This window comes from Nocardioides sp. 1609, assembly GCF_004522105.1.
Classification (GTDB): Bacteria; Actinomycetota; Actinomycetes; order Propionibacteriales; family Nocardioidaceae; genus Nocardioides.
In genome coordinates this window covers 631,614-656,919 of sequence record NZ_SPUJ01000001.1, presented here as the reverse complement: position 1 = coordinate 656,919, position 25,306 = coordinate 631,614, and the positions used below count along the sequence as shown (strand labels likewise).

The following is a 25,306-nucleotide window of genomic DNA, read 5'->3' as shown; positions in this document are numbered from 1 at the left end:
TGACCCGGGGAGTCGTGGGCCCACGCTCGCCGGGCAGTTCCTCGTGCTCCAGCTCGTCGTGGTGGCGGTGCTGCTCACGGCGGTCGGGGTGTTCGGCGTCCGGCAGTCCGACGCCCAGTTCCAGGCCGAGCGCGGCCCGGCGATGCGCTCGATGGCCGAGGACGTCGCCGGTCTCGACCCGGTCCGCTCGGCGCTGGGCGGCGGCTCGGTGGACGGCCCGGTCGACGCCCCGGTCGGCGCGGAGGAGCTGGCGCGGCGGCTCGCGCCGTCGGCGGCCCGGGGGCGCGCGTTCTCCGGCGCCACCGACGTCCTGGTCGTGGGCCTCGACGGCACGGTGCTCGGGGCCGCCGACCCCTCCCGCGTCGGGGAGCGGGCCGCGCTCGGCGCCAGCGACGCCCTCGAGGGACGCGGCTGGCTCGGTGACGTCGAGGTCGACGGTCGTCGTACCGTCGCCGCGCACGCACCGATCTACGCCGAGGACGCCCGGTTCCTCGGCATCGTCGTCGCCGAGCAGACCTACCCCACGCTCGGCGACCGGCTCACCGGCGCGACGTCCGACCTCGCGCTGTACCTCGGGCTCGGGGCGCTGCTCGGCGTCGGCGGCTCGTACGCCGTCTCGGTGCTCCTGCGGCGACGCACCCGTGGTCTCGGTGCCCGCGAGATCGACACGCTCGCCGACCACCGCGAGGCGTTGCTGCACAGCATCCGCGAGGGCGTGGTCGCGGTCGGCACCGACGACCGGGTCACGATGATCAACGACGCCGCGCGGCTCACCCTCGGGGTCACCGGCGAGGCCGTCGGGCGCGGGGTCGACGAGCTGGGTCTCGACCCGCACGTCGTCGCGCTGCTGGCCGGGCGGGACGCCTCCGACGTCCAGGACGCCGTCGCGCTGGTCGGCGACCGCGTCGTGGTGTTCAACCGGCGCGAGGCGTCGTCCCAGGGGCGCGGGATCGGGAGCGTGACGACGCTGCGCGACCGCACCGAGCTGCTCTCGCTGCAGAGCCAGCTCAGCTCGAACCTGTCGATCACCGACACGCTGCGGGCCCAGACCCACGAGTTCGACAACCGGCTGCACACGATCTCGGGGCTGGTCCAGCTCGGCGAGTACGACGAGGTGCGCACCCTCGTCGGCACGCTCACCCGCCGCCGGTCCGAGGTCGCGGCCTACGTGTCGTCGCGGATCGACGACCCCGCGGTCGCGGCGCTGCTGCTGGCGAAGGACGCCGTCGCCGACGAGCGCGGCGTCGAGCTGGTGCTCGACCCCGGGTCTCGGCTGCCGGAGCTGCCGGCCGACGTCTCCGCCGACCTGACCACCGTCGTCGGCAACCTGGTCGACAACGCCGTCGACGCCTGCTCCGGCCGGGACGCGCCCACGGTCGAGCTGTGGCTGACGATGGTCGGCGACGTCGTCCACGTGCGGGTCCGCGACAACGGCCCCGGCGTGCCCGCCGAGCTGCGCGAGGCCATCTTCGTCCGCGGGTTCAGCACCAAGCCCGCCGTCCTCGGCGGCCGGGGGATCGGGCTGCCGCTCGTGCAGCTCATCTGCGCCCGCCGCGGCGGGCGGGTCGAGGCCGACCGGGCCGCGGAGGAGGGCGGCGCGGAGTTCCGGGTCGTGCTGCCCCTCGCCGTGCGGCAGGGTGAGGTCTCGTGATCCGCGTGCTGGTGGTCGACGACGACTTCATGGTCGCGCGCATCCACACCCGCTTCGTGGAGCAGACCGACGGCTTCGAGGTCGTCGGCACCGCCCACACCGGCGCGGACGCGCTGCGCCTGGTCTCGGAGCTCGCCCCCGACCTCCTGCTCCTCGACGTGCACCTGCCCGACGAGAGCGGGCTCGACGTCCTGTCCCGGCTCCGCGCCGCCGGCCACCGGGTCGCGGTGGTCATGGTGACCGCCGAGCGGGGTGCGGACGCCGTCCGCTCGGCCCTGCACGGCGGCGCGATGCAGTACCTCGTGAAGCCCTTCGAGCAGGCCGACCTCGCCGACCGGCTGCACCACGTGGCCGCCGCGCTCGGGGTGCTCGGCGCGCTCGGCGGGCTCGAGGAGGGCCAGGCCGACCAGGCGGTGATCGACCAGGCGTTCGGCGCCGTCCCGGGGCGCGCCGCGGCGACCGCGCTGCCGAAGGGCCTGAGCCGCGAGACCGCCGAGCTGGTGCTGAGCGCGATGCGCGAGCGGACCGAGATCTCGGCGTCCGAGGCCGGCGAGCTCGTCGGGCTGTCCCGGGTCACCGCCCGTCGCTACCTCGAGCACTTCGTCGACACCGCGGCGGCGGAGGTGCGGCTCCAGTACGGGACCGCGGGGCGTCCCGCGCGCCGGTACCGCGCGCGCTGACGCGGTCACGCCGCTCTAGGCTGGGGCCGTGCTGACCATCGACCAGGCGACGTACGACGCCATCGTGGCCCACGCCAGGCGTGACCATCCCGTCGAGGCGTGCGGCGTCGTCGCCGGCCCCGAGGGCAGCGACCGGCCCGAGCGGCTGGTCGAGATGGTCAACGCCGCCGGCAGCCCGACCTTCTACGAGTTCGACTCCACCGAGCTGCTCGCGCTCTACCGGCGGATGTGGGACGCCGACGAGGAACCCGTCGTCGTCTACCACTCCCACACCGCCACCGAGGCCTACCCGAGCGTCACCGACATCGGCCTCGCCGGCGAGCCCGCGGCGCACTACGTGCTCGTCAGCACGCGCGAGCACGGGAATAACGACGGCCCCGTGGAGTTCAGGTCGTACAGCATCATCGACGGCGTGGTGACCGAGGAAGAGGTCGCCGTCGTCCCCGAGCTTCCCCCGATCGACGCACCGTCCGACAGCAGCTGAGGAGCACCACCCACATGGCCATCGAGGTCCGGATCCCGACCATCCTGCGCACCTACACCGGAGGCGAGAAGGCCGTCGACGGCACGGGCGCCACGCTCACCGCGCTCATCGACGACCTCGAGGCCAACCACCCCGGCATCAAGGAGCGGCTGGTCGAGACCAAGAACGACAAGCTCGAGCTGCGCCGGTTCGTCAACATCTACGTCAACGACGAGGACGTCCGCTTCATCGGGAGCCTCGAGGCCACGCTGAACGACGGCGACCAGGTCGTCGTCCTCCCCGCCGTCGCCGGAGGGTGACAGACTCACCCGCATGACCGGCCGCCGCACCTTCGTCCTCGTCGACGGCGAGAACATCGACGCCACCCTCGGCAACTCGGTGCTCGGACGTCGTCCGCTGCCCGAGGAGCGGCCGCGCTGGGAGCGGGTGACCGCCTACGTCGAGGAGCAGTGGGGCCAGCCGGTCACCGGGCTGTTCTTCCTCAACGCCAGCAACGGCAGCCTGCCGTCGAGCTTCGTGCAGGCGCTGCTGGCCATGGAGTACCGGCCGGTGCCGCTGTCGGGTCGCTCCGACGAGAAGGTCGTCGACATCGGCATCCTCCGCACGCTCGAGGCACTGCTCGAGCGCGAGGACGCCGACGTCGTCCTCGGCAGCCACGACGCCGACTTCGCCGGGCACCTCACCGGGCTCCTCGGGGGCGACCGGAAGGTCGGCGTCCTCGGGTTCCGCGAGTTCACCAGCACCCAGCTGGCCGTCGACGGCATCACGCACTTCGACCTCGAGTACGACGTCCGTGCGTTCAACGCCGAGCTCCCGCGGGTCCGCATCATCCCGCTCGAGGAGTTCGACCCGACCTACTTCCTGCGTTGATGGCGCGCCCCGTCCCGAGCCCGCGACGCGGCGTCCGCGCCGTCCCTGGTGCGCTCGCCCGCGGCCGCGAGCGGGTGACCGGTGTCTTCCAGCACCGCTACCCGACGGTCGCCGTCACCGGCATGACCGGCGTCGGCAAGACCGAGCTCGTCGACCACCTGTGCGGCAGGGCCGACCCCGAGGGCACCTCGGAGTCCGGCTCGGCGGTGATGGAGCGGCGCGTGCGTCGTGACCGCCGGCTGCGCGGCTTCCGGTTCCGGGTGGTGCCTGGGGAGAACGCCGCCACCCGGCTCGGTGCCCTCGACGAGGTCTTCCACGACGAGCCCGTCGACGGCGTCCTGCACGTGGTCGCCAACGGCCTCGCCACCGGACGTCGTCCGGCCGGCACCACCGGGCTCGCGCTCGTCGACCGCGAGGAGCAGCTGGCCCGCGAGCTCGAGGACTGGACCGTCACCGCGCACCGGATCGCCTCGATGGCCGTGCGCCGCCCGCACCCGACCTGGTTGGTCATCGTCGTCACGAAGGTCGACCTCTACGCCGACGACGTCGACGCGGTCGTGCGGTCCTACTCGCCGCTGAGCGGCACGCCGTTCGGGGACCGGCTCGACGAGCTGCGCGCCCTGGCCGGCGCGGCCAAGCTGTCGATCGACGTCCTCCCGGCGTGCAGCCACCTCGACGGCGACGCCGTCTCGACCGAGCGTCGCGACGCCTACCTGGCCGCGCTCGAGGCGCGGATGGCGCAGCTGTCCGGCCACGTCTGAGGCGGGTCCCGCTCGTCCGGGAGCGGGTGTGTCCGGGACCAGGTGTGTCCGGGATCGGTCACGTCCGGGATCGGTCACGTCCGGGATCGGTCACGTCCGGGATCCGTCGCGAACGGGGCCCGCCGCGAACGGGATCCGTCACGTGCGGGATCCGTCACGAACGGGATCCGCCACGTCGGGGATCCCGTTCGCGAGGGTGTTCAGGCACGCGTCCCCACGCTGAGCAGGTACTCCATCTCGAACCGGGCCGCGCCCGGTGCGCCCAGGTCCCAGTGGTCGCAGAACTCGTCCAGGGCGGCGTCGAGGTCGGCGGCGACCCCGTTCCGCTCGGCGTTGGCGCGCGCCGCGATGGTCGGGCCGTAGTGGGACTTGAAGTGCTCGCCGAAGTCGCGCGCCCGAGGGAAGGCGGTCACCTCCAGCGTCGCGCGCCGGCTCGTGCCGAGCTCGACCCGGCCGCCGAACAGGCCGGCCAGGTGCTCCTCGCTGCCCCAGAGCGGCGGCGACGAGACGCCCGGGGGCGGGGGCGGCACGAAGGCCTTCATCATCGCGAACAGCGACCCGATCATGCCCTCCGGCGTCCAGCTCAGGACGCCGATCGTCCCGCCGGGGCGGCACACCCGCACCAGCTCGTCGGCGGCTGCCTGGTGGTGCGGCGCGAACATGACGCCGATCGACGACATCACGACGTCGAACTCGCCGTCCGCGAACGGCAGGTCCTCGGCGTCCGCCGGCACCCACGCCAGGTCGAGGCCCGCGGCCTCGGGACGACGCGCGCCCGCGTCGAGGAGCTCGGGGGTCAGGTCGCTGGCCGTCACGGCGGCGCCGCGCTGGGCGGCCGGGATCGAGCTGTTGCCGGTGCCGGCGCCGACGTCGAGCACCCGCTGCCCGGCGGTGACACCGCAGGCCTCCACGAGGCGCGGGCCGAGCGGGAGCAGGAACGTCTCGACCATGTGCGGGTAGTCGCCCGAGGCCCACATGGCGCGGTGTCGCGCCTTGAGCTCGGGGTCGGTGACCTGGATCGTCATGGGTCCTCCAAGGGGTTCGTCCGGTTGGTCCGACGAGCCTGACGTGGGACGCCTGTTCCCCGCATCGGGCGAAATCCCCATCACGTCCCCCTCTCCGGGGGCGGTCACGGCTCTAGGATCGGGGCATGGACGCCCGTGGCGTCGCTCTCGCCGAGGGGTTGCGCGCCCTGCAGGAAGCCCGCTGGGCCGAGGCCCGCGAGCGGCTCGAGGCCGCGCTCGTCGAGGGGGCGCCGGTGGCGGCGGGGCTCGACGGACTCGCCCTGGCGCTGTGGTTCCTCGGTGACGGACCCGGTGCGATCGCTGCGCGTGAGCGGGCCTTCGACGTCCACCTCGACGACGGCGACCCGGGCGGCGCGGCGACGTGCGCGGTCTGGATCTCCCACCAGCACTCCCTCCGAGGACGGCGCTCGGCCTCGAGCGGATGGCTGGCGCGAGCCGAGTCGGTGCTGGACGGCGTCCCCGAGTGCGCCGGGTCCGGGTGGGTCGCCGTCGAGCGCGCCCGGCACGCCCCCCTCGGGCTGGAGCAGGCCCGGTGCGCGCAGGAGGCGGTGGCGATCGCGCGCCGGACGCGCGACGCCGATCTCGAGGTCTTCGCCACCAGCCTGCTGGGGCGCGCCGAGGTGGCGGCGGGCCACGCCGTCCGTGGCATGGCGCTGCTGGAGGAGGCGATGGTCGCCGCGACGTCAGGGCGCGTCCGCAACGCCCACACGCTCGGCGAGGCCTACTGCAACCTCGTCATGGCCTGCGCCGACGCAGGTGACTGGGAGAGGGCCACCGAGTGGTGCGAGCACGTCGACGCCTTCGCCCGCACCGCCGGCGCAGCCCCGCTGGTGGGCGCCTGCCGGGCCGTCCACGCCGACGTCCTGCTCACCACCGGGCACTGGCCGGAGGCCGAGGCGGCCCTCGAGTCCGCGCTCGACATCCACGCCCACGCCGTCCCCGAGCTCGGGGACCCGGCAGCCGCGCTGCTGGCCGAGCTCCGGGTCCGGCAGGGTCGCCTCGCCGAGGCCGCCGACCTGCTCGCCCACCGCGCCGAGACCCCGTCCGCCCTGCGCACCCTCGCCCTCCTGCGCCTCGCCCAGGGCCGGCCGGCCGAGGCCGTCGTCCTGCTGGAGCGCGGTCTGCGCGGCAGCGCCGGTGACACCCTCCGCACCAGCCGTCTGCTGGCGACCCTCGTCGACGCCCAGCTCGCCTCGGGCGCGCTCGCCGCGGCGGACGACGCCGCACGACGCCTCGGCGAGGCAGCCGCCGACGGGCTCCGGCTGACCGCGGCCCTGTCCGGTCTCGCCTCGGCCCGGGTCGCCCACGCCGCCGGTCGCCCCGACGACGCCGCCGAGCCCGCGCGACGCTCGCTGGCCGAGTTCCTCGTCCTCGCGATGCCCCTGGACGCCGCGTCGGCGCGCCTGGAGCTGGCCCGGGCCCTCGCGCCCTCCGCGCGGGAGGCGGCGGCCGACGAGGCCCGGGTGGCGCGGTCGGTCTTCGACGGGCTCGGGGCGACCTCGGCCCGCGACGACGCCGACCGGCTGCTGGGGTCCCTCGGTGCGGGCCGCGCCCCGCGCGGGCTGGGGGCGCTCACCGACCGCGAGCTGGAGGTGCTCGACCTCGTCGCTCGCGGACTGACCAACGCCCGGATCGCGCACACCCTGGTGATCACGGAGAAGACCGCCGGGCACCACGTCAGCAACATCCTGGCCAAGCTCGGCGTCCACAACCGAACCGAGGCCGCCGCCCGCCTCGTGGCGTCCCGGTCCTAGGGGATCCCGCACGTCGGGGATCCCCGTCGTGCGGGATCGGCGTCGGGATCGGCGTCGGGATCGGCGTCGGGATCGGTGCCGCTGACGGGGATCAGGGACAACCGATCGGTGGATGTCATGCTGGACGGGTGCGGTATGACAACCTCCTGGCCTCCGTGGGCAACACCCCGCTCGTCGGGCTGCCCCGGCTCTCACCGAGCCCCGACGTCCGGCTGTGGGCCAAGCTCGAGGACCGCAACCCGACCGGCTCGATCAAGGACCGCCCGGCCCTGATGATGATCGAGGAGGCGGAGAAGGACGGCCGGCTCCGTCCCGGCTGCACGATCCTCGAGCCGACGTCCGGCAACACCGGCATCTCGCTGGCGATGGCAGCCAAGCTCAAGGGCTACCGGATCGTCTGCGTGATGCCCGAGAACACCTCGGCCGAGCGTCGCCAGCTGCTGCTGATGTGGGGCGCCGAGATCATCTCCAGCCCGGCTGCCGGCGGCTCCAACGAAGCGGTCCGCGTCGCCAAGCAGGTCGCCGTCGAGCACCCCGACTGGGTCATGCTCTACCAGTACGGCAACGCCGCCAACGCGCTCGCGCACGAGCGCGGCACCGGCCCGGAGGTGCTCGCCGACCTGCCCTCGGTCACCCACTTCGTCGCCGGCCTCGGCACCACCGGGACGCTCATGGGCGTCTCCCGGTTCTTCCGCCAGGCCAAGCCCGACGTGCGCATCGTGGCCGCCGAGCCGCGCTACGGCGAGCTCGTCTACGGGTTGCGCAACCTCGACGAGGGTTTCGTCCCCGAGCTCTACGACGCCGACCTGATCGACGCCCGGTTCTCCGTCGGACCGCGCGACGCCGTCCGGCGCGTGCGCGAGCTGCTCGAGCTCGAGGGCATCTTCGCGGGCATCTCCACCGGGGCGATCCTGCACGCCGCACTGGGCCAGGCGGCCAAGGCCGTCAAGGCCGGCGAGAGCGCCGACATCGCGTTCGTGGTCTGCGACGGCGGCTGGAAGTACCTCTCGACCGGTGCCTACGAGGGCACGGTCGAGGAGGCCGAGGAGCGGCTCGAGGGCCAGCTCTGGGCCTGACCCGCCCGCCCCGCCTACCCTGAACGCCGTGCGCCTCCTCCTCGTCGTCCTGGTGACCGCCGCGTCGCTGGTCCTCCCCACCGCGGTCCCGGCCGGCGCGGCCGGTGCGGCCGGACCGGCGGCCGTCGTCAGCACCAGCCCGCCCTCGATCACGGGCGACCCCGTGTTCGGGAAGCCCCTGCGGGCGGACCCCGGCACGTGGGACCCGGCCGACGTCACGCTGGCCTACCGCTGGCTGCGCGACGGCGAGCCCGTCCGGGGCGCGCGCGAGCGGACCTACCGGCCGCAGCTGGGCGACCTCGGACACCGGCTGAGCGTGCAGGTGGTCGCGACGAGCGCCGACGGCAGCCGGGGGAGCGCGGAGTCCGCCCGCACCACCCGGGTCCGCCGGGCGGAGCTGGTGAACCGGCGGCCGCCCTCGGTGTCGGGGACCGCGCGGTTCGGTCGCACGCTCACGGCCCGCGCCGGACGCTGGTCGGCGACGCCGACCCGGGTCGCCTACGAGTGGCTGCGCGGCCGGGCGCCGGTCCCGGGCGCGACCGGCGAACGGCACGAGATCGCCCCCGACGACGTCGGGCGCGCGATCCGGGTCCGGGTGACGGCGTCCGCGCCGGGGTACCTCCCGAGCACGGCCCTGTCGGACCGGGTGCCGGTGCAGCACCGCGTCGACGTCCGACGCACGGTGACCTACACCGTGCGGACCCGCGGCCGGATCACCACGAGCCTCGCCGAGTTCCGGCGCCAGGCGCAGGAGACCTTCACCGACCCGCGCGGCTGGCGTGGCAAGGGCGTCCGGTTCCGGCCGGTCGCGGACGGCGGCTCCTTCACGCTCGTGCTGGCCGAGGCGAGCACCGTGCCGTCGTTCTCGAGCGCGTGCAGCGTCGAGTGGAGCTGTCGGGTCGGGCGCTACGTGATCATCAACCAGACCCGCTGGAAGACCGCCTCGCCGGCGTGGAACCGGTCCCGGCTCTCGCGCCGCGACTACCGGCACATGGTGGTTAACCACGAGACCGGGCACTGGCTCGGCAAGGGCCACGCCTCGTGCCCGCGGCCCGGGGCGCTGGCGCCGGTGATGATGCAGCAGTCGAAGGGCACCGACGGCTGCCGCTTCAACCCGTGGCCGACGACGTCCGAGCTGCGCTGAGGCCGTCGGGCTGGTTCGCACGACGTGCCGGACGCCGTAGGGTGACGGCGTGCGCGAGATCGTGGTCTTCAGCGGCAGCGCGCACCGTGCGCTCGCCACCGGCATCTGCGAGCGCCTCGGGGTGCCGCTGTCACCGGTCGAGCTGACCCGGTTCAGCAACGACTGCCTGCAGGCGCAGCTCCAGGCCAACTGCCGCCAGCGCGACGTCTACCTCGTGCAGCCGCTGGTGCCGCCGACCCAGGAGCACCTGATGGAGCTGCTGCTGATGGTGGACGCCGCACGCGGGGCGTCGGCCGACAAGATCACCGCCGTCATCCCGTACTACGCCTACGCGCGCTCGGACAAGAAGGACGCCTCGCGGCTCTCGATCGGCGGCCGCCTGGTCGCCGACATGCTCGCGACCGCCGGCGTCGACCGGGTCATCACCATGACGCTGCACGCGCCGCAGGTGCACGCGTTCTTCTCGGTGCCGGTCGACCACCTGACCGCCCTCGGTGTCCTGGCCGACCACTTCCTCGGCCAGGACCTCACCAACGCCGTCGTCGTCTCACCCGACTTCGGCAACGCCAAGACCGCCACCCAGTTCGCCCGGCTCCTCGGCCTGCCCGTCGCTGCCGGGAGCAAGAAGCGCCTGGCCGACGACCGGGTCGTCATCGACGCGATCGTCGGCGACGTCGCGGGCCGGCGTGCGATCGTGCTCGACGACGAGATCGCCACCGGCGGGTCGATCCTCGAGCTGCTCGACCGCCTGGGCGACCAGGGCTGCGTCGAGGCCGCCGTGGCGTGCACGCACGGGCTCTTCGTCGGCAAGGCCGTCGAGCGGCTGCGCGGACACCCCATGATCAGCGAGGTCGTCACCACCGACACCGTGCCGCCGCCGTCCGTCGCCGCCGACTGGCCGGAGCTGCGCGTGCTGTCGGTCGCCGGGCTCCTCGCCGAGGCGGTGGCACGGGTGCACGCGGGGGAGTCGGTCGCCAGCCTGTTCGACGACGTCGACCCCACCCTCGGCACGCCGCAGCCGCGACTCTTCGACTGAGCGGCAGATCACGGCGGCTCCGCCTGCGTGCGCGCGACCGGACGCCGTACCGTTACGTCTTGTGCCCGCCCCGACCGCGCCCCGGTGGCCCAGCAGCCCCGCGCTGCGCGAGGCCCCGATCGGCATCTTCGACTCCGGCTTCGGGGGACTGACGGTCGCGCGGTCGGTCATCGACCAGCTGCCGCACGAGTCGATCCTCTACGTCGGCGACACCGCGCGTCAGCCCTACGGCCCCAAGCCGATCAGCGAGGTGCGCGAGTACGCGCTGGAGTGCCTCGACCACCTGGTGCACCAGGGTGTGAAGGCCCTCGTCATCGCCTGCAACTCCGCCAGCGCCGCGATGCTGCGCGACGCGCGCGAGCGCTACGACGTCCCGGTCGTCGAGGTGATCTACCCCGCGACCCGCCGTGCGGTCGCCGCGACGCGCTCCGGCCGGATCGGGGTCATCTGCACCTCGGCGACCGCGGAGTCGATGGCCTACGACGACGCGTTCGCGGCCGCACCGCAGGTCGAGCTCAGCACGCGCTCCTGCCCGCGCTTCGTCGACTTCGTCGAGGCCGGGGTGACCGCCGGCGACGACCTGATCGCCGCCGCCCACGAGTACCTCGACCCGCTCAGCGCCGCCGGTGTCGACACCCTCATCCTCGGCTGCACGCACTACCCGCTGCTGACCGGTGTGATCTCCTACGTGATGGGCGACGACGTGACCCTCGTCAGCAGCGCCGAGGAGTGTGCGAAGGACGTGTACCGGATGCTGGCCGACACCGGCCTGATGCGCGAGACCGGGGAGCCGGCCTACCGCTTCGTCACCACGGGCTCGCCCGAGGAGTTCGAGAGCATCGGGCGACGGTTCCTCGGACCCGAGATGGTCGGGGCCAGCCAGTTCGCCGGCGGGCTGGCCCGGTGAGGCTGACGGTGGTCGGCTGCTCCGGCTCCTACCCGGGACCGGAGTCGACGGCGAGCTGCTACCTCGTGGAGGCCGACGGCGTCGACGAGGGCGACGGACAGGGACCCCGCACGTGGCGGATCCTCCTCGACCTGGGCAACGGCTCGCTCGGTGCGCTGCAGCGCTACGCCGACGCCCTCGCCATCGACGCGGTGCTGGTCAGCCACCTGCACGCCGACCACTGCCTGGACCTCTGCGGCTACTACGTGATGCGCAAGTACCACCCCGACGGCGCCCCGCCCCGGATCCCCGTCTACGGCCCGAGCGGGATCGCCGTGCGGATGGCGCAGGCCTACGACCTGCCCGCCGACCCCGGGATGACCGAGGAGTTCGACTTCGTCGAGTACGACGGGGCCTTCTCGGTCGGGCCGTTCTCCGTCGAGCCGGTGCCGGTCGAGCACCCGGTCGAGGCGTACGGGATCCGGATCACCGCGAACGGGACCACGCTCGGCTACAGCGGCGACACGGCCCTGTGCGACGGCGTCGACCGGGTCGCCGCCGACACCGCGCTCTTCCTGTGCGAGGCGTCGTTCCGCGCCGGCGACGACAACCCCCCTGGCATCCACCTCACCGGCGTCGACGCCGGGTCGGTCGCCTCGCGCGCCGGGGCGCAGCGGCTGCTGCTCACCCACGTCCCGCCCTGGTTCGACCGCGAGGCGATGCTGGTCGAGGCCCGCACGACGTACGCCGGCCCGGTCGAGCTGGCGTCGGTGGGCGCGGTCCACGAGCTGTAGGACGCCGCTCCGGTCCGGTCGTCGTCCGCGGTGGGTGGGTCGCGCCGCTGATCGCCGGCGACCATCGGGCAGAGTGGCGGCCATGATCAGCGTCGAGGGACTGACCCGCACCTACGGGAGCTTCGTCGCCGTCGACGACGTCACCTTCGCCTGCCGCCCGGGTCGGGTGACCGGCTTCCTCGGTCCGAACGGTGCCGGCAAGACCACCACGATGCGGGTCCTCGTCGGCCTGACCCCGCCGTCGCGCGGCCGGGCGACGATCGGCGGCCTGGAGTACCGCGACATCCAGAACCCCGGTCGCCACGTCGGTGTCCTGCTCGACGCCGGCGCGCAGCACGGCGGACGCACCGGGCGCGAGATCCTCACCCTCGGCGCGCTCGCCATGGGGCTGCCGACGTCCCGCGTCGAGGAGATGCTGCGCCTGGTCTCGCTCACCCCCGACGAGGCCGCGAGGCGGCTGCGGCACTACTCGCTCGGGATGAAGCAGCGGCTCGGCATCGCGCACGCGCTCCTCGGCGACCCCCAGGTCCTCATCCTCGACGAGCCGGCCAACGGCCTCGACCCGGCCGGTATCCGCTGGATGCGCGGGCTGCTGAAGGGGTACGCCGACCGCGGCGGCACCGTGCTGCTCTCGAGCCACCTGCTGCACGAGGTGGAGCAGATCGCCGACGAGATGATCCTGATCGGCCACGGCCGGATCGTGGCGCGCGGCGACAAGAAGTCCCTCCTCGAGTCGAACCGCGGCGCGCGGACCGCGACGACGACGGTCGTCTCCCTCGACAACACGCGGCTCGCCGAGATCCTCCGCGAGCGGGGTCTCGCCGTCACCCCGGGCCCGGCCGCGCTGACCGTCGCGGCCGAGGCGGTCGACGTGGGTCGTGCCGCTGCCGAGCACCAGGTCGTGCTCACCGACCTCCGGTCGGTGGAGAGCGGGCTCGAGGACCTCTTCCTCGAGCTCACGTCGGCCACCCAGCGCGACGGCCGGCCGCCCCGGGGGCCGGGGCAGCCGGCCCACGGACGACCCCCGCAGGGCTACCCACCCCCGCCAGGTCCGCCGCCCGGGTACGGGCCGCAACAGCCAGGAGCTCCCCGATGACCGACCTCGGCCGGCACCCCGGTCCGCCGCCCCAGCCCCCGAAGCCGCCGTCCGGGTCGGCGGGCGTGCCGTTCACCCGGTGGGTCCACCTCGAGCTGCGCAAGTCGGTCGACACGCTCGCCGGGTTCTGGCTGCTCGTGGTCATCGCGGTCCTCCTCATCATGATCGAGGGGTTCTTCCTGCTCGTCGGACTGACTTCCGACGACGCCGGGCTCTCGTTCACGATCTTCACCCAGCCGATGGCCTACGTGCTGCAGCCGCTGGTCGCGACCCTCACGATCATGCTGGTGACCAGCGAGTGGGGTCAGCGCACCGCGATGGTCACCTTCGCGCTCGAACCACGGCGGACCCGGGTGCTGCTCGCGAAGCTCGTCGCGGCGTTCACGCTGACCCTCGCGCTGATCCTGATCCTCTTCGTGGTCGCCACGGTCTGCTCCGCGCTGCTGGAGGCAGTCAGCGGCAACGGCTTCGAGTGGGACCTGGGTCCCGGTGACGTCGTCGGCCTGGTCCTGTTCGAGGCGATCGCGGTCCTGATCGGCTTCGGGCTCGCGACGTCGATCCTCAACACCCCCGGCGCGATCGGGGCCTTCCCGGTCATCGCGTACGCGATCCCGTCCGGACTCGGCCTGGTCGGGCTGTTCTGGGAGGACTTCGGGACCGTCGGCCGCTTCCTGAACCTGCAGAGTTCGACCAACCCGGTGCTCACCTGGTCGGTCGACTCCGGCCAGGACTGGGGCCGGCTCGTCGTCGTGCTGCTGGTCTGGGCGGCGGTCCCGCTCGTGCTCGGCCAGGTCCGGGTCCAGCGCGCCGAGGTGAAGTGACGCCCGACCGGTCGGCGACCGGGATCCCGCACGGTGCGACCGGGATCCCGATCAGTCGACCAGCCCTGCGTCGTGGACGCAGATGGCGATCTGGACCCGGTTGGTGACACCCAGCTTGTCGAAGACCCGCGACACGTGGGCCTTCACCGTCGGCACCGACAGGTAGAGGGACGCCGCGATCTCGGCGTTCGCCAGCCCGCGGCCGATCGCCAGGGCCACGTCCCGCTCGCGCTCGGTGAGGGCGGCGAGGCGGCGTTCGGCGGCCTGGCTCCGGTCGTCGCCACCGTCGTGGCGGACCCGGTCGATGAGGGTCCGGGTGACCGAGGGCGACAGCATCGGGTCCCCGTCGGCCACCTTGTGGATCGCCGCGACGATCTCGCCGGGCGGTGTGTCTTTCAGCAGGAAGCCGTCCGCGCCGACCGCGAGCGCCTCCAGCACGTGGTCGTCGGCGTCGAACGTCGTCAGCACGATCACCCGTGGCGGAAGGGGACGCTCCAGCAGGATCCGGGTGGCCTCGATCCCGTTCAGCCTCGGCATCCGGATGTCCATCAGCACGACGTCCGGGGAGAGCTCCGCGGCCCGCAGCAGTCCGTCGTGGCCGTCGACCGCCTCGCCGACCACCTCGAGGTCGTCCTGCCCGCCGAGCATCAGACGCAGCGCGGACCGGACCAGCGGGTCGTCGTCGACCACGAGAACCTTGGTGCTCATGCCGCCCACGGTATCCATCCCCGCAGGACGAACTCCTCGCCCTCGGTGCCGTGCACCACGTGACCGCCGCGCAGGGTGGCGCGCTCGGCCAGTCCGATCAGCCCGAGCCCGGACCCGGGCGTGGCCGTGGGTCCGAACCCCAGCGGGTTGCGCATGCTCACGCCGATCCCGTCGTCGGGGGTGCCTGAGACCGCGATGCTCAGCGACGCGCTCGGGGCGTGCTTGCGGGCGTTGGTGATGCCCTCCTGCACGATCCGGTAGAGCGTCCGTCCGGCGACGTCCGGGACGGGGGAGTCGGCGCTCAGCGCGTCGGTGAAGTCGATCCGCATCCCGGAGCGACGGGCCTCCTCGACGAGGTCGTCGAGGTCGGCGTAGGTGGGCTGGGGCGTGTGCAGCGGTCCGCCCTCGCCGTCCCGGAGGACGCCGAGCACGCCGCGCAGGTCGGTGAGGGCCTGGTGCGCCGCCTCCCGGATCACCCCGACGCCGTCGCGCAGCTCCTCGGCGCTGAGGTCCTCGCGGTAGCTGAGCGCGCCGGCGCGCATCGAGATCTGCGAGATCCGGTGCGCCAGCACGTCGTGCATCTCGCGGGCGATCCGGCCCCGCTCCTCGAGCCGCGACTGGTTCGCCATCAGCTCCTGCTCGGCCTCGGCGCGCTCGGCCCGGGCGCGCAGCGTCCACAACAGCTCGCGCCGCGAGCCGATGTACATGCCCCACCCGAGGACCGCCGACAGGAAGGCGATGTTCGAGAGCAGGGTGACCCACCAGGCCTCGGTCTGGGTCGGGGGGTTGACCTCGGTGAAGGCGTAGGCCGAGACGACGGAGAGGACGCCGATGCCGAGGACCTGGACCCAGCGCCGGCGGGTCGCCAGGGAGACCGCGGCCAGCGTCGCGGGCCCGGCGGCCAGCGAGGAGACCGTGCCGAGCAGCGCGGTCGCGAAGGCGACCGGAACCGGCCACCGGCGCCGGAAGAAGACCAGCACGAGGGCAGGTACGCCGCACACGACGTCGATGACGAACCGGGTCTCGGTCTGCAGGTCGGCGATGCTGAACCACACGATGCCGCTGATCACGAGGGCGACGCCGATCCGCCAGGCGTGGCTCCACCACGTCAGCGGCGGTTGGTACTCCTCCGGCCGCGGCCGTCGCACGTCTGGCACCGGCCCAGCCTAGGGACGTCGGACCTGCGCGGCATCGTTCCTCGGCACCCGGTGGCCCCTACTTTGGTCGCGGGGCTCGAGCCGCGCGTCCGATGTGCCGCGCCACCGCCGGGAGCATGATGGCGTCATGATCGAAGTAAGCGGACTCACCCGCACCTACGGCGGGTTCACCGCCGTCGACGACGTCAGCTTCACGTGCGAGCCCGGCCGGGTCACCGGCTTCCTCGGGCCGAACGGGGCTGGCAAGACCACCACGATGCGGATCATGGTCGGCCTGACGCCGCCCAGCAGCGGCCGCGTCACCATCGGCGGACACCTGTACCGCGACATCCCGAACCCCGGCCGTCACGTCGGCGTCCTGCTGGACGCCGGGGCCCAGCACGCCGGCCGCTCGGGCCGCGAGATCCTCACCATCGGCGCCCGGACGATGGGCCTGCCCGACAGCCGTGTCGACGAGATGCTCGCCATGGTCTCGCTCAGCGACGAGGAGGCCAGCCGCCGGTTGCGCAACTACTCGCTCGGCATGAAGCAGCGCCTCGGCATCGCCCACGCCCTGCTCGGGGACCCCGAGGTGCTGATCCTCGACGAGCCCGCCAACGGACTCGACCCTGCCGGCATCCGTTGGATGCGCGACCTGCTCAAGGGCTACGCGCACCGCGGCGGGACCGTGCTGCTCTCGAGCCACCTGCTCAACGAGGTCGAGCTGGTCGCCGACGAGCTGATCCTCATCGGCCGCGGCAAGATCGTCGCCCAGGGCGACAAGAAGAGCCTCGGTGCCCTGGACGCCCAGGTGAGCTCGCTGGTCACCGCCCTCGACCCGGCCGCGCTGGTCCGAGGCCTCGAGGCCGAGGGCTTCCAGGTCGTGCCCGAGGGCGAGGGCTTCCGCGTCAACGCCAGCACCGCCGACGTCGGCCGGGCCGCGCTCGAGCACCTGATCGTGCTCACCGACCTCCGCGACGGGGCTGCGGGGCTCGAGGACCTCTTCCTCGAGCTGACCGCCGACACCCAGCGCGAGGTCGCCCCCGGCGTTCCCGCCGCCCCCGCCGCCCCGGAAGGAGCCCACCGATGACCACCCACGCCCCCGAGCGCCGCACGATCGACATCTCGCGCACCGAAGGGATCCCGTTCAGCCGTCTGGTCAAGGTCGAGTGGCGCAAGATGCTCGACACCCGCGGCGGGTTCTGGCTGCTCGCCATCACCGGTGTGCTGCTGGTCTTCGCCGTCGCGATCGTCCTGCTCGTCATCGGGCTCGACGAGGACGTGCGGGTCAGCGCCCTCGACTGGTCCACCATCCTCACCATCCCGCTGTCGCTGCTGCTCCCGGTCTTCGCGATCCAGAGCGTGACGAGCGAGTGGAGCCAGCGCACGGGTCTGGTCACCTTCTCCCTGGAGCCGCACCGGATCCGGGTCCTCCTGGCGAAGGTGTCCGCCGTCATCCTGCTGGTGCTGGCGACGATCGTCGTCGCCATCGCGCTCGGAGCGGTCGCGAACGTCGTCGGAGCCCAGATGGGCGGGTACGACGCCAGGTGGAACCTCGAGGTCTCGACGCTGGCCGCGACGGTCTTCGTCCAGCTCGTCTACTTCCTCATGGCCTTCGGCATCGGGATGGTCCTGCTGAGCACGCCCGCCGCGATCGCGATCTTCTACGTGGTGGCCCTGCTGCTGCCGTTCATGGTCTACGGCACCCTCTACGCCCTCTTCGACTGGGCGCAGGACTTCATCCCGTGGATCGACCTCCAGTTCGCCACGGCGCCGCTGCTCGACCCGAACGACTCGGTCTCGGCCACCAACATCGCGCAGATGGCCGTGGCGTGCACGATCTGGGTGGTGGTGCCACTCGTCCTCGGATCGCGTCGCGTGCTGAGCTCCGAGCCGAAGTAGCCCCACCCGCACGACCCACCAACGGGATCCCGGTCATCGCGACCGGGATCCCGTTCACGTCGGGGGCCCTCTAGGGTCGAGGTCATGACGATCACCCCCCGCGAGGACGGCCGCGCCGACGACGAGCTGCGCCCGGTCAAGATCACCCGCAACTGGCTCGACCACGCCGCCGGGTCCGTGCTCGTCGAGTTCGGCAGGACCCGCGTGCTGTGCGTGGCATCGGCGTCGGAGGGGGTGCCGCGCTGGCGCAAGGGGTCCGGCCTGGGCTGGGTCACCGCCGAGTACGCGATGCTCCCCGGCTCGACCCACACCCGCTCCGACCGCGAGTCGGTCAAGGGCCGCATCGGCGGACGCACCCACGAGATCAGCCGGCTCGTCGGGCGCTCGCTGCGCGCCGTCATCGACTACCAGGCGATGGGGGAGAACACGATCCAGCTCGACTGCGACGTCCTCCAGGCCGACGGCGGGACCCGGACGGCCGCGATCACCGGCGCCTACGTCGCCCTGGCCGACGCCTGCGCCTCGCTCGGCGTGATGGAGACGCTCACCGGATCGGTGGCGGCGGTCTCGGTCGGGATCATCGACGGCGTCCCGCGACTCGACCTCCCCTACGTCGAGGACGTCCGGGCCGAGACCGACATGAACGTCGTGATGACCGGCGCCGGCAGCTACGTCGAGGTGCAGGGCACCGCCGAGGGGGCAGCCTTCGACCGCAGCGAGCTCGACGCGCTCCTCACCCTGGCGGAGAAGGGGTGCGCGGACCTCACCCGCCGCCAGCGGGAGGCGCTCGCCGGTGGCTGAGCCGAACCGGATCCACCTGGCGTCCCGCAACGCCAAGAAGATCGCCGAGATGGAGCGGATCCTCGCCGAGCACGTCCCCGACGTGACGGTGCTCGGTCTCGACGACGTGCCCGCCTACGCCGAGCCGGTCGAGGACGCCCCGACGTTCGCCGGCAACGCCCTCATCAAGGCCCGCGCCGGCGCCGCCGCGACCGGTCTCCCGACCGTCGCCGACGACAGCGGGCTCTGCGTCGACGCGCTCAACGGGATGCCCGGCGTCCTGTCCGCGCGGTGGTCCGGCCCGCCGAAGGACGACGCCCGCAACAACCGGCTGCTGCTCGACCAGCTGGCCGACGTCCCGGACGAGCGTCGCGGCGCCCACTTCCGCTGTGCGGTGGCCGTCGTGGTCCCCGGCGGACCCGACGTCGTCGTCGAGGGCCGGATGGACGGACGGGTCGTCCGCGAGGTGCGCGGTGCCGGAGGGTTCGGCTACGACGTCCTCTTCGTCGCCGACGACCGGCCCGGGCTCACCACCGCCGAGCTCGACGTCGCGGGCAAGGACGCGATCTCCCACCGCGGCAGGGCGTTGCGCGAGCTCGCGCCGCAGCTCCCCGGGCTGCTCGGCGCCACCGGGACCGGCTGAGGGTCAGTCGGTCCAGGACCAGCTCGCGAGCAGCCGCTCGAAGTCCGGCTCGGAGACGGCGTCCCCCCGGAGCGGGAAGGTCAGGGCGATCGAGTACTGGGTGCCGCCGTGCAGGGCCAGGTAGGCCACCTGGGTGAACTCGAGACCCTCGCCGTTGGTCCGCTGCGGGATGCGGACGCCGATCGCCCGCTGCCCGTCGATCTCGATGTCGTCGACGTCCTCGACCTCGGCGCCGTCACTGCCGACGAGGTTGCTCCTCCACAGGCTCTCGAGGTCGTCGGGGTCGGTCGCAGACCCTGCCGGGATGGCCTCGACGATCACGTTGCTCTGCGCCGCCTCGACCGACGGGCCGAGGACGACCAGCACGTCGATCCCGTCCCCGCCCTCGAGGCCGGCGGCGTCCGCCGTGGCGTCCTTCCACGCGTCGGGGAGGTGGAAGGCGTACCCGGTGCCGGCGACGACGACGCCGTCGGCCGGTTCGACGGCGGTCGTGGTGGCGGTGGCGGTCGTCGGGCTCGAGGTCCCCGTCGTCGAGGTGCCCGCCGGACCCGCCCCGGGCTCGTCGCCGCCGCCGACCACGACCAGGACCACGACGAGCGCCGCGACCACCACGAGCGCGACCGTGGCCACGCCGAGCACCACCGCGGTCCGCCCGCGCCTGCGCGGCGGCCCGGCCCGGTGGCCGCGGGACGGGGTGGGGGAGCCCGACGGCTCCGGCGCCGACGGCGATCCCCTCGGGCTCTGGTCACTCACGTCGCCAGTATGGAGGGTGCCGCGTGACCGGTCCGCGGGTGCCGGAGGGGGGACTCGAACCCCCACGCCCTAGGGCACAGGTACCTAAAACCTGCGTGTCTGCCATTCCACCACTCCGGCCGGAGCGCCCAGCAGTCTGTCAGGCGAGGCCGAGGTCGCGCCGCAGCTTCGCGACGTGACCGGTCGCCTTGACGTTGTACTGGGCGAGCTCGATCTTGCCGTCCTCGCCCACGACGAACGTCGAGCGGATCACGCCCTGCACGGTCTTCCCGTACATGGTCTTCTCGCCGAACGCCCCCCAGGCCTGCATCGTCGCCCTGTCCGGGTCGGACAGCAGGCGGATGCCGAGGTCCTCCTTGTCACGGAACTTGGCCAGCTTCTCGGGCTTGTCGGGCGAGATCCCGACGACCTCGTACCCGGCGCCGCGCAACGAGCCCAGGGACTCGGTGAAGTCGCAGGCCTGCTTGGTGCATCCCGGGGTCATCGCGGCCGGGTAGAAGTAGACGACGACCTTGCTGCCGAGGAGGTCGCCGAGCGCGACCTGGTGGCCGGCGTCGTCGGTGAGCGTGAACGGCGGTGCGTCGTCGCCGGGCGCGAGGCGCTGGGGGTTGCTCAACGGATGGCTCCTGTCCGGGTGGTAGCGGTGATCCGCTCCGACTGGGTGGTCCCTGTGGTCCGACCGGATGGTTGTTGCAATATGTTTGCAGCAACGCACTGAGGTCGAGAGCAGGTGGATCCAACCTACTCAGCAGCCACCCAGGCCAAGGAGAGCCCCATGCACGTGCCCGACGGATTCCTCGATGCACCGACATCGGTCGCGACCGGTGTCGTCGCGGCGGGCGTGGTCGCGACCTCCCTGCGCAAGGCCCGCGCCGAGCTCGACGACCGCACGGCGCCGCTGGCGGGCCTGGTGGCGGCGTTCATCTTCGCCACCCAGATGCTCAACTTCCCGGTCGCGGGCGGCACCAGCGGGCACCTGATGGGTGGTGCGATCGCCGCTGTCCTCGTCGGCCCCTGGACCGGGCTGCTGGCGACGGCGGTCGTCTTCCTGGTCCAGTCCCTGCTCTTCGCGGACGGGGGCATCACCGCGCTCGGCACGAACGTCCTCCTGATGGGTGCGGTGACCGTCGCCGTCGGCTGGGGCGTATTCCGTGCCGTCCAGACCGTCCTGCCCAAGACCACCGCCATGGTGCCGATCGCGGCCGGCATCGGTGCGTTCGCGAGTGTCCCGGTCGCCTCGGTGGCCTTCGTCGGTCTCTATGCCGTCGGCGGCACTGCCGACATCCCGCTCGACAACCTGACCACCGCGATGGTCGGCGTCCACCTGCTCATCGGCGTCGGCGAGGGGATCATCACGTTCCTCGCGGTCGGCAGCGTGATCGCGGTCCGGCCCGACCTCGTCCACGGCGCGCGCCGCGTGCTCGAGGCCCGTGAGCTCGAGGTCCGCACGACACGAGCAGCGGCATGAGCGCGACACCGGCCCGCACCTCGGCCCGCACCAGGATCTCCACCCGCGCCGTCGCCGTCGGCATCTTCGTCGTCACGGTGATCCTCGCCGGAGTCGTGAGCTTCTACGCCGCCAGCACCCCGGACGGCCTGACGAAGGTCTCCGAGGACGAGGGCTTCGCCGACACCGAGACCGAGCACGGCACCGGCGACGGCCCGTTCGCCGGGTACGGGAGCAGCTTCATCGACGACGAGAGGCTCAGCGGCGGGGTCGCCGGCGTCGTCGGGGTGGTCGTCGTCCTCGCGCTGGCCGGAGGGCTGACGCTGGTCCTGCGCCGGCGCAGCCCCGAGTCCGGTCACGGGTCAGGTCACACCGCCGAGTCGACGTCGTCCTGATGGGCGGGCCGCACGGCCACCAGCTGCACTTCCACGGTCACTCCCCGGTCCATCGGGCGCCGGCGCACCTGAAGGTCCTCGCGCTCCTCGCGTTCATGCTCGTGGTCGTGGCGACCCCGCGCGGTTGGTACCCGTTGTACGGGGTCCACCTGGCGGTGCTGCTCGCCGTGATCGTGCTCAGTCGGGTGCCTCCGGCGTACCTGGTCAAGCGGATGGTGGTCGAGATCCCGTTCGTCTTCTTCGCGATCCTGCTCCCGTTCGTCGCGACCGGGCCACGTACCGAGTTCCTCGGTCTCACGGTGAGCGAGTCGGGACTGCACGCCGGTGCGGCGCTGCTGGCGAAGGCGACCCTCGGGGTGCTGGCGAGCCTCGCCCTGGCCGCGACCACGGAGCCCCAGGACCTGCTCGCCGGACTGGCGCGGTTGCGGATGCCGGCCCTCCTGGTCCAGATCATGGGGTTCATGGTCCGCTACCTCGAGGTGGTCACCGACGAGCTGCGCCGGATGCGGATCGCACGGGAGTCGCGGGGCTTCACGGCGCGCAACCCCCGACACTGGCCGATCCTGGCCCGGTCGTTCGGGGCGCTGTTCATCCGCAGCTTCGAGCGCGGCGAGCGGGTGCACCTGGCGATGCTGTCGCGCGGGTACACCGGCAAGATGCCCACATGAGCGACCCCGTCCTCGACGTCCGCGGACTCGCCTACGCCTACCCCGACGGGCACCAGGCGCTGTTCGGTGTCGACCTGCACGTCCATGCGGGGGAACGAGTCGCCCTGCTCGGCCCGAACGGCGCCGGCAAGACCACGCTCGTCCTGCACCTGAACGGGATCCTGAACGCGGGCGCCGGCACGGTCGAGGTGAGCGGGCTCCCGGTCGCCAAGGAGCACCTCCAGGAGATCCGACGCCGGGTCGGGATCGTCTTCCAGGATCCCGACGACCAGCTGTTCATGGGCACGGTCCGTGCCGACGTGGGGTTCGGACCGGCGAACCTCGGCCTCAAGGGAGCTGCGCTCGAGACCCGCGTGATGGCAGCGCTCGAGCAGGTCGGCATGGCCGAGTTCGCGTCGAGACCACCGCACCACCTGTCGTTCGGGCAGCGCCGACGCGTCGCCGTCGCGACCGTGCTGGCGATGGAGCCCGAGATCCTGGTGCTCGACGAGCCGTCCTCGAACCTCGACCCGGCGTCGCGGCGCGAGCTCGCCGACATCCTCAGGTCCCTGGACGTGACGGTCCTGATGGTCACCCACGACCTCCCGTACGCGTTGGAGCTGTGCCCCCGGGCGGTGGTGCTCAGCGACGGTCACGTCGTCGCGGACGGCCGCACCTACGACGTCCTCACCGACGACGAGCTGATGCGCGCGAACCGCCTGGAGCTGCCGTTCGGGTTCGACCCGCGGCGCATTGATAGCCTTCCCACGTGAGCGACGAACTCTCCGAGCTGGAGCACGAGATCCAGGAGACGCGCGAGCGTCTCGCCACCACCATCGACCAGCTGCTGTACCGCTCGCACCCGAAGACGATCGTGGGCCGCGAGGTCACCAGCATCAAGGGTCACTACGTCGACGCCGGCACCGGTGAGCCGCGCACTGACAACATCCTCAGGACCGTCGGCATCGTCGTCGGGACGATCGTGGTCTTCGCCGTGCTCCGCCGGGTCACCCGCTGATCCGATGGATCCGACGACGACCGACAAGCATCCGATCAAGATGCTGCACGACCGGGTGCTCTGCGAGCTCGACCCGGAGGTCGGCGAACGACGGTCCTCGGGCGGCATCGTCATCCCGGCGACGGCAGCGATGGGTGCCCGCCGTCTGGCCTGGGCCGTCGTCGCCGCCGTCGGTCCCCACGCCCGCGCGGTCGAGGTCGGTGACCGGGTCCTCTTCGACCCGGAGGACAAGGCCGAGGTCGAGGTCCACGGCGACACCTACGTCGTGATGCGCGAGCGCGACGTCCACGCGGTCGCAGCCGACCGGCTGGCGGACGCCTCCGCCGGCCTGTACCTCTGACGGGCTCGCCCACCGCCGCGTGCCGGGTGGCCCGAGCGACGTCGAGATGACCACGAACCGTCCACAGGCCTCGGCTCAGACGGGGTTGTCCACAGAAGACCGCTGAGCGGCCGCACGAGTCGCCGAGCGGTGTTGAGGTGGGACATGACCTCGACACCCTCCGCTCGACCAGTCGCCCGCATCGGGCGCCCCTCCTGCCCGATCCACGACGCGGTGGCCTCCGCTCGCACCACCGTCGCCGCTGCTGCCCACGCGACGGCCGAGACGCTCGGCGACGAGGAGTGCCGTGGGCTCCTGGTCGAGCTGACCGCCCTGTCCAGCCAGGTCGCCGAGCTCGAGCTCCGGGTGCTCGCCCGGGCCGACCAGGTCCGCGCCGGGCAGCAGGCCGGCGCGAGCTCCACCGCGACCTGGCTCGCCCTGGAGACCGGCCAGAGCACGAAGGCGACCCACGCCAGGGCGCGCCTCGCCAGAGCGGTCGCCACCGGGAGCCCGCGCGTGCGGACGGCGCTTGCCGCGGGCGAGATCCTGCCGGCGCATGCTCGGGCCATCCTCGAGGAGACCGTGGGCCTGGACCGTGGCCGCGACGACGTCGTCCGCGACCTGGTCGAGCGGGCTGCGGGCCACGACGCCTCCGAGCTCCGGGTGCGTGCCCGTGAGGTCGTCCGGACGGCCGTCGCGGTCCGACGTGACGAGAGTCCGTTGGTCCTCGTCGCTCCGGCCACCCGACCGGGTGCCGCTCGCGACGGTTCGCCGCCCGACGCAGCGTCGGTGCCCCAGGCACCGCTCGCGCGGCCGGGCGCGTCAGCAGCGGCGCGGTCGGCTCCACCGCCGGCCACGCCGACCGGCGCAGGGCGGGGAGAGACCGATCACGTCGCCGTGCGTGCGGCGCCACGACCGTCCCTCCGGCACCGTGTGCAGCGGTGGTGGTGGGGCGGTCGACAGGGCGCCCATCGCCGGAGCCGAGCCACCGCGGCCCCCGTCCGACCGGCGATCGGCGGCCTGGCGCGCGCGGCGCACGGCGCCTTCGGCTGGCACGTCCACCTGGCCGAGACCTGTCCGCACGAGGACAGTGGGCGAGGACGCGGTCGCCTCGCTCACCCTCGCGCGTGAGCCGCTCCGCAGCGGCCCGGTGCTAGACACGTGGCACACCAACAGGAGGTTCCACATGTCGAAGCTCACGCTTGCGGTCGCCTTCGGCGCCGGGTACGTCCTCGGCGCTCGGGCCGGGAGAGGCCGCTACGAGCAGATCCGTGCCAAGGCGCAGAAGGTCGCCGAGGACCCGCGGGTCCAGGCGGCCGCCGACACGGCCAAGGAGAAGGCCGGCGAGGTTGCCGCCACGGTCGCCGACACCGCGAAGGTCAAGGCCGGCGAGGTCGCCTCCACCGTCGCGGAGACCGCGAAGGACAAGGTCGGCAAGCACGCCTCAGACGAGGACTCGACGCCGTAGCGCGTCGTCGTG

31 protein-coding genes and 1 tRNA gene are annotated in these 25,306 nt (G+C 73.1%); 26 read left to right on the top strand and 6 right to left on the bottom strand.

The annotated features are described in order from the left end of the window. Positions 1-43 precede the first annotated feature (43 nt). Genes E4623_RS03030 through E4623_RS03005 form a run of 6 tightly spaced genes read left to right on the top strand, consistent with a single transcriptional unit; the run spans position 44 to position 4,446 of the window. Positions 44-1,651, top strand: coding sequence for an ATP-binding protein (locus E4623_RS03030; RefSeq protein ID WP_209020461.1), 1,608 nt, complete (start codon positions 44-46; stop codon positions 1,649-1,651). Then, the gene (locus E4623_RS03025) at positions 1,648-2,331 is read left to right on the top strand and encodes a response regulator (RefSeq protein ID WP_134765005.1); all 684 of its coding nucleotides are present in this window, start codon (positions 1,648-1,650) and stop codon (positions 2,329-2,331) included. The genes E4623_RS03030 and E4623_RS03025 overlap by 4 nt, the downstream gene beginning before the upstream one ends. A 28-nt stretch (positions 2,332-2,359) precedes the next feature. Continuing rightward, complete coding sequence (locus E4623_RS03020) at positions 2,360-2,815, top strand: M67 family metallopeptidase (RefSeq protein WP_134765004.1); 456 nt, start codon at positions 2,360-2,362, stop codon at positions 2,813-2,815. A 14-nt stretch (positions 2,816-2,829) separates the two neighbouring features. Then, a complete protein-coding gene (locus E4623_RS03015) occupies positions 2,830-3,114 on the top strand; it encodes a MoaD/ThiS family protein (protein WP_134765003.1) in 285 nt (94 codons plus the stop codon). Positions 3,115-3,127: 13 nt separating this feature from the next. Beyond that, on the top strand, positions 3,128-3,685 hold the full coding sequence (locus tag E4623_RS03010; protein WP_134765002.1) for an NYN domain-containing protein: 558 nt from the start codon (positions 3,128-3,130) through the stop codon (positions 3,683-3,685). Then, positions 3,685-4,446 (top strand): hypothetical protein, encoded by a 762-nt coding sequence (locus tag E4623_RS03005; RefSeq protein ID WP_134765001.1) that lies wholly within the window; start codon positions 3,685-3,687, stop codon positions 4,444-4,446. Before E4623_RS03010 ends, E4623_RS03005 begins: the two co-directional genes overlap by 1 nt. Before the next feature lie 200 nt (positions 4,447-4,646). Here E4623_RS03005 and E4623_RS03000 read toward each other — a convergent pair whose 3' ends face one another. Then, the gene (locus E4623_RS03000; protein WP_134765000.1) at positions 4,647-5,471 is read right to left on the bottom strand and encodes a class I SAM-dependent methyltransferase; all 825 of its coding nucleotides are present in this window, start codon (positions 5,469-5,471) and stop codon (positions 4,647-4,649) included. Between the two features lie 125 nt (positions 5,472-5,596). On the opposite strand from E4623_RS03000, the gene E4623_RS02995 reads away from it, so the two are divergent. From E4623_RS02995 to E4623_RS02960, 8 genes are all read left to right on the top strand, one after another. After that, positions 5,597-7,225, top strand: coding sequence for a LuxR C-terminal-related transcriptional regulator (locus tag E4623_RS02995; RefSeq protein ID WP_134764999.1), 1,629 nt, complete (start codon positions 5,597-5,599; stop codon positions 7,223-7,225). A 128-nt stretch (positions 7,226-7,353) separates the two neighbouring features. Next, positions 7,354-8,301: a pyridoxal-phosphate dependent enzyme gene (locus E4623_RS02990; protein WP_134764998.1), complete on the top strand. Its 948-nt coding sequence runs from the start codon at positions 7,354-7,356 to the stop codon at positions 8,299-8,301. A 28-nt stretch (positions 8,302-8,329) separates the two neighbouring features. Then, positions 8,330-9,445, top strand: a complete 1,116-nt coding sequence (locus tag E4623_RS02985) for a DUF3152 domain-containing protein (RefSeq protein WP_167736437.1) — start codon at positions 8,330-8,332, stop codon at positions 9,443-9,445. Between the two features lie 49 nt (positions 9,446-9,494). After that, positions 9,495-10,481 carry a ribose-phosphate pyrophosphokinase gene (locus tag E4623_RS02980; RefSeq protein ID WP_134764996.1) on the top strand — a complete coding sequence of 329 codons (987 nt, stop codon included), beginning with the start codon at positions 9,495-9,497 and terminating at the stop codon, positions 10,479-10,481. 61 nt (positions 10,482-10,542) lie between these two features. Further along, positions 10,543-11,388 carry a glutamate racemase gene (murI, locus tag E4623_RS02975; protein ID WP_245154813.1) on the top strand — a complete coding sequence of 282 codons (846 nt, stop codon included), beginning with the start codon at positions 10,543-10,545 and terminating at the stop codon, positions 11,386-11,388. Beyond that, complete coding sequence (locus E4623_RS02970) at positions 11,385-12,161, top strand: MBL fold metallo-hydrolase (RefSeq protein WP_134764995.1); 777 nt, start codon at positions 11,385-11,387, stop codon at positions 12,159-12,161. Before murI ends, E4623_RS02970 begins: the two co-directional genes overlap by 4 nt. 82 nt (positions 12,162-12,243) lie before the next feature. Further along, positions 12,244-13,257, top strand: coding sequence for an ATP-binding cassette domain-containing protein (locus tag E4623_RS02965; protein WP_209020460.1), 1,014 nt, complete (start codon positions 12,244-12,246; stop codon positions 13,255-13,257). Continuing rightward, positions 13,254-14,078: an ABC transporter permease subunit gene (locus tag E4623_RS02960; protein WP_134764993.1), complete on the top strand. Its 825-nt coding sequence runs from the start codon at positions 13,254-13,256 to the stop codon at positions 14,076-14,078. The genes E4623_RS02965 and E4623_RS02960 overlap by 4 nt, the downstream gene beginning before the upstream one ends. A 51-nt stretch (positions 14,079-14,129) precedes the next feature. Here the strand turns inward: E4623_RS02960 and E4623_RS02955 are convergent, their stop codons facing one another. Both E4623_RS02955 and E4623_RS02950 read right to left on the bottom strand, forming a co-directional pair. Then, positions 14,130-14,786 carry a response regulator transcription factor gene (locus E4623_RS02955; RefSeq protein WP_134764992.1) on the bottom strand — a complete coding sequence of 219 codons (657 nt, stop codon included), beginning with the start codon at positions 14,784-14,786 and terminating at the stop codon, positions 14,130-14,132. Further along, positions 14,783-15,943, bottom strand: coding sequence for a histidine kinase (locus tag E4623_RS02950; protein WP_245154811.1), 1,161 nt, complete (start codon positions 15,941-15,943; stop codon positions 14,783-14,785). The genes E4623_RS02955 and E4623_RS02950 overlap by 4 nt, the downstream gene beginning before the upstream one ends. Before the next feature lie 127 nt (positions 15,944-16,070). Between E4623_RS02950 and E4623_RS02945 the strand changes: the two genes are divergently transcribed. The 4 genes from E4623_RS02945 to rdgB all read left to right on the top strand — a co-directional run bounded on the left by E4623_RS02945 (position 16,071) and on the right by rdgB (position 19,247). Beyond that, positions 16,071-17,012: an ATP-binding cassette domain-containing protein gene (locus tag E4623_RS02945; protein WP_134764991.1), complete on the top strand. Its 942-nt coding sequence runs from the start codon at positions 16,071-16,073 to the stop codon at positions 17,010-17,012. After that, entirely contained in the window at positions 17,009-17,824 is an 816-nt protein-coding gene (locus E4623_RS02940) for an ABC transporter permease subunit (RefSeq protein WP_134764990.1), read from the top strand. The genes E4623_RS02945 and E4623_RS02940 overlap by 4 nt, the downstream gene beginning before the upstream one ends. 84 nt (positions 17,825-17,908) lie before the next feature. Continuing rightward, complete coding sequence (gene rph, locus E4623_RS02935; RefSeq protein ID WP_134764989.1) at positions 17,909-18,625, top strand: ribonuclease PH; 717 nt, start codon at positions 17,909-17,911, stop codon at positions 18,623-18,625. After that, positions 18,618-19,247, top strand: coding sequence for an RdgB/HAM1 family non-canonical purine NTP pyrophosphatase (gene rdgB, locus E4623_RS02930; RefSeq protein ID WP_280633629.1), 630 nt, complete (start codon positions 18,618-18,620; stop codon positions 19,245-19,247). The genes rph and rdgB overlap by 8 nt, the downstream gene beginning before the upstream one ends. Before the next feature lie 3 nt (positions 19,248-19,250). Here rdgB and E4623_RS22440 read toward each other — a convergent pair whose 3' ends face one another. From E4623_RS22440 to bcp, 3 genes are all read right to left on the bottom strand, one after another. Further along, positions 19,251-20,000: a hypothetical protein gene (locus E4623_RS22440; RefSeq protein ID WP_167736436.1), complete on the bottom strand. Its 750-nt coding sequence runs from the start codon at positions 19,998-20,000 to the stop codon at positions 19,251-19,253. Between the two features lie 39 nt (positions 20,001-20,039). Beyond that, positions 20,040-20,120: transfer RNA gene (locus E4623_RS02920), tRNA-Leu, on the bottom strand. Positions 20,121-20,139: 19 nt separating this feature from the next. After that, entirely contained in the window at positions 20,140-20,616 is a 477-nt protein-coding gene (bcp, locus tag E4623_RS02915; RefSeq protein WP_134764988.1) for a thioredoxin-dependent thiol peroxidase, read from the bottom strand. Between the two features lie 159 nt (positions 20,617-20,775). Here bcp and E4623_RS02910 point away from each other — a divergent pair, with 159 nt between their 5' ends. The 8 genes from E4623_RS02910 to E4623_RS02875 all read left to right on the top strand — a co-directional run bounded on the left by E4623_RS02910 (position 20,776) and on the right by E4623_RS02875 (position 25,294). Beyond that, positions 20,776-21,468 carry an energy-coupling factor ABC transporter permease gene (locus E4623_RS02910; protein WP_134764987.1) on the top strand — a complete coding sequence of 231 codons (693 nt, stop codon included), beginning with the start codon at positions 20,776-20,778 and terminating at the stop codon, positions 21,466-21,468. Next, positions 21,465-21,842 (top strand): PDGLE domain-containing protein, encoded by a 378-nt coding sequence (locus tag E4623_RS02905; protein ID WP_134764986.1) that lies wholly within the window; start codon positions 21,465-21,467, stop codon positions 21,840-21,842. Before E4623_RS02910 ends, E4623_RS02905 begins: the two co-directional genes overlap by 4 nt. Beyond that, a complete protein-coding gene (gene cbiQ, locus E4623_RS02900) occupies positions 21,842-22,510 on the top strand; it encodes a cobalt ECF transporter T component CbiQ (RefSeq protein WP_134764985.1) in 669 nt (222 codons plus the stop codon). The genes E4623_RS02905 and cbiQ overlap by 1 nt, the downstream gene beginning before the upstream one ends. After that, positions 22,507-23,262 carry an ABC transporter ATP-binding protein gene (locus E4623_RS02895; protein ID WP_134764984.1) on the top strand — a complete coding sequence of 252 codons (756 nt, stop codon included), beginning with the start codon at positions 22,507-22,509 and terminating at the stop codon, positions 23,260-23,262. Before cbiQ ends, E4623_RS02895 begins: the two co-directional genes overlap by 4 nt. Beyond that, a complete protein-coding gene (locus tag E4623_RS02890) occupies positions 23,259-23,507 on the top strand; it encodes a DUF3618 domain-containing protein (protein WP_134764983.1) in 249 nt (82 codons plus the stop codon). Before E4623_RS02895 ends, E4623_RS02890 begins: the two co-directional genes overlap by 4 nt. Before the next feature lie 4 nt (positions 23,508-23,511). Next, positions 23,512-23,847, top strand: a complete 336-nt coding sequence (locus E4623_RS02885) for a co-chaperone GroES (protein ID WP_134764982.1) — start codon at positions 23,512-23,514, stop codon at positions 23,845-23,847. A gap of 144 nt (positions 23,848-23,991) precedes the next feature. After that, a complete protein-coding gene (locus tag E4623_RS02880; protein ID WP_134764981.1) occupies positions 23,992-24,957 on the top strand; it encodes a hypothetical protein in 966 nt (321 codons plus the stop codon). A gap of 55 nt (positions 24,958-25,012) precedes the next feature. After that, positions 25,013-25,294: a hypothetical protein gene (locus E4623_RS02875; protein WP_134764980.1), complete on the top strand. Its 282-nt coding sequence runs from the start codon at positions 25,013-25,015 to the stop codon at positions 25,292-25,294. The last annotated feature ends 12 nt before the right edge of the window (positions 25,295-25,306 follow it).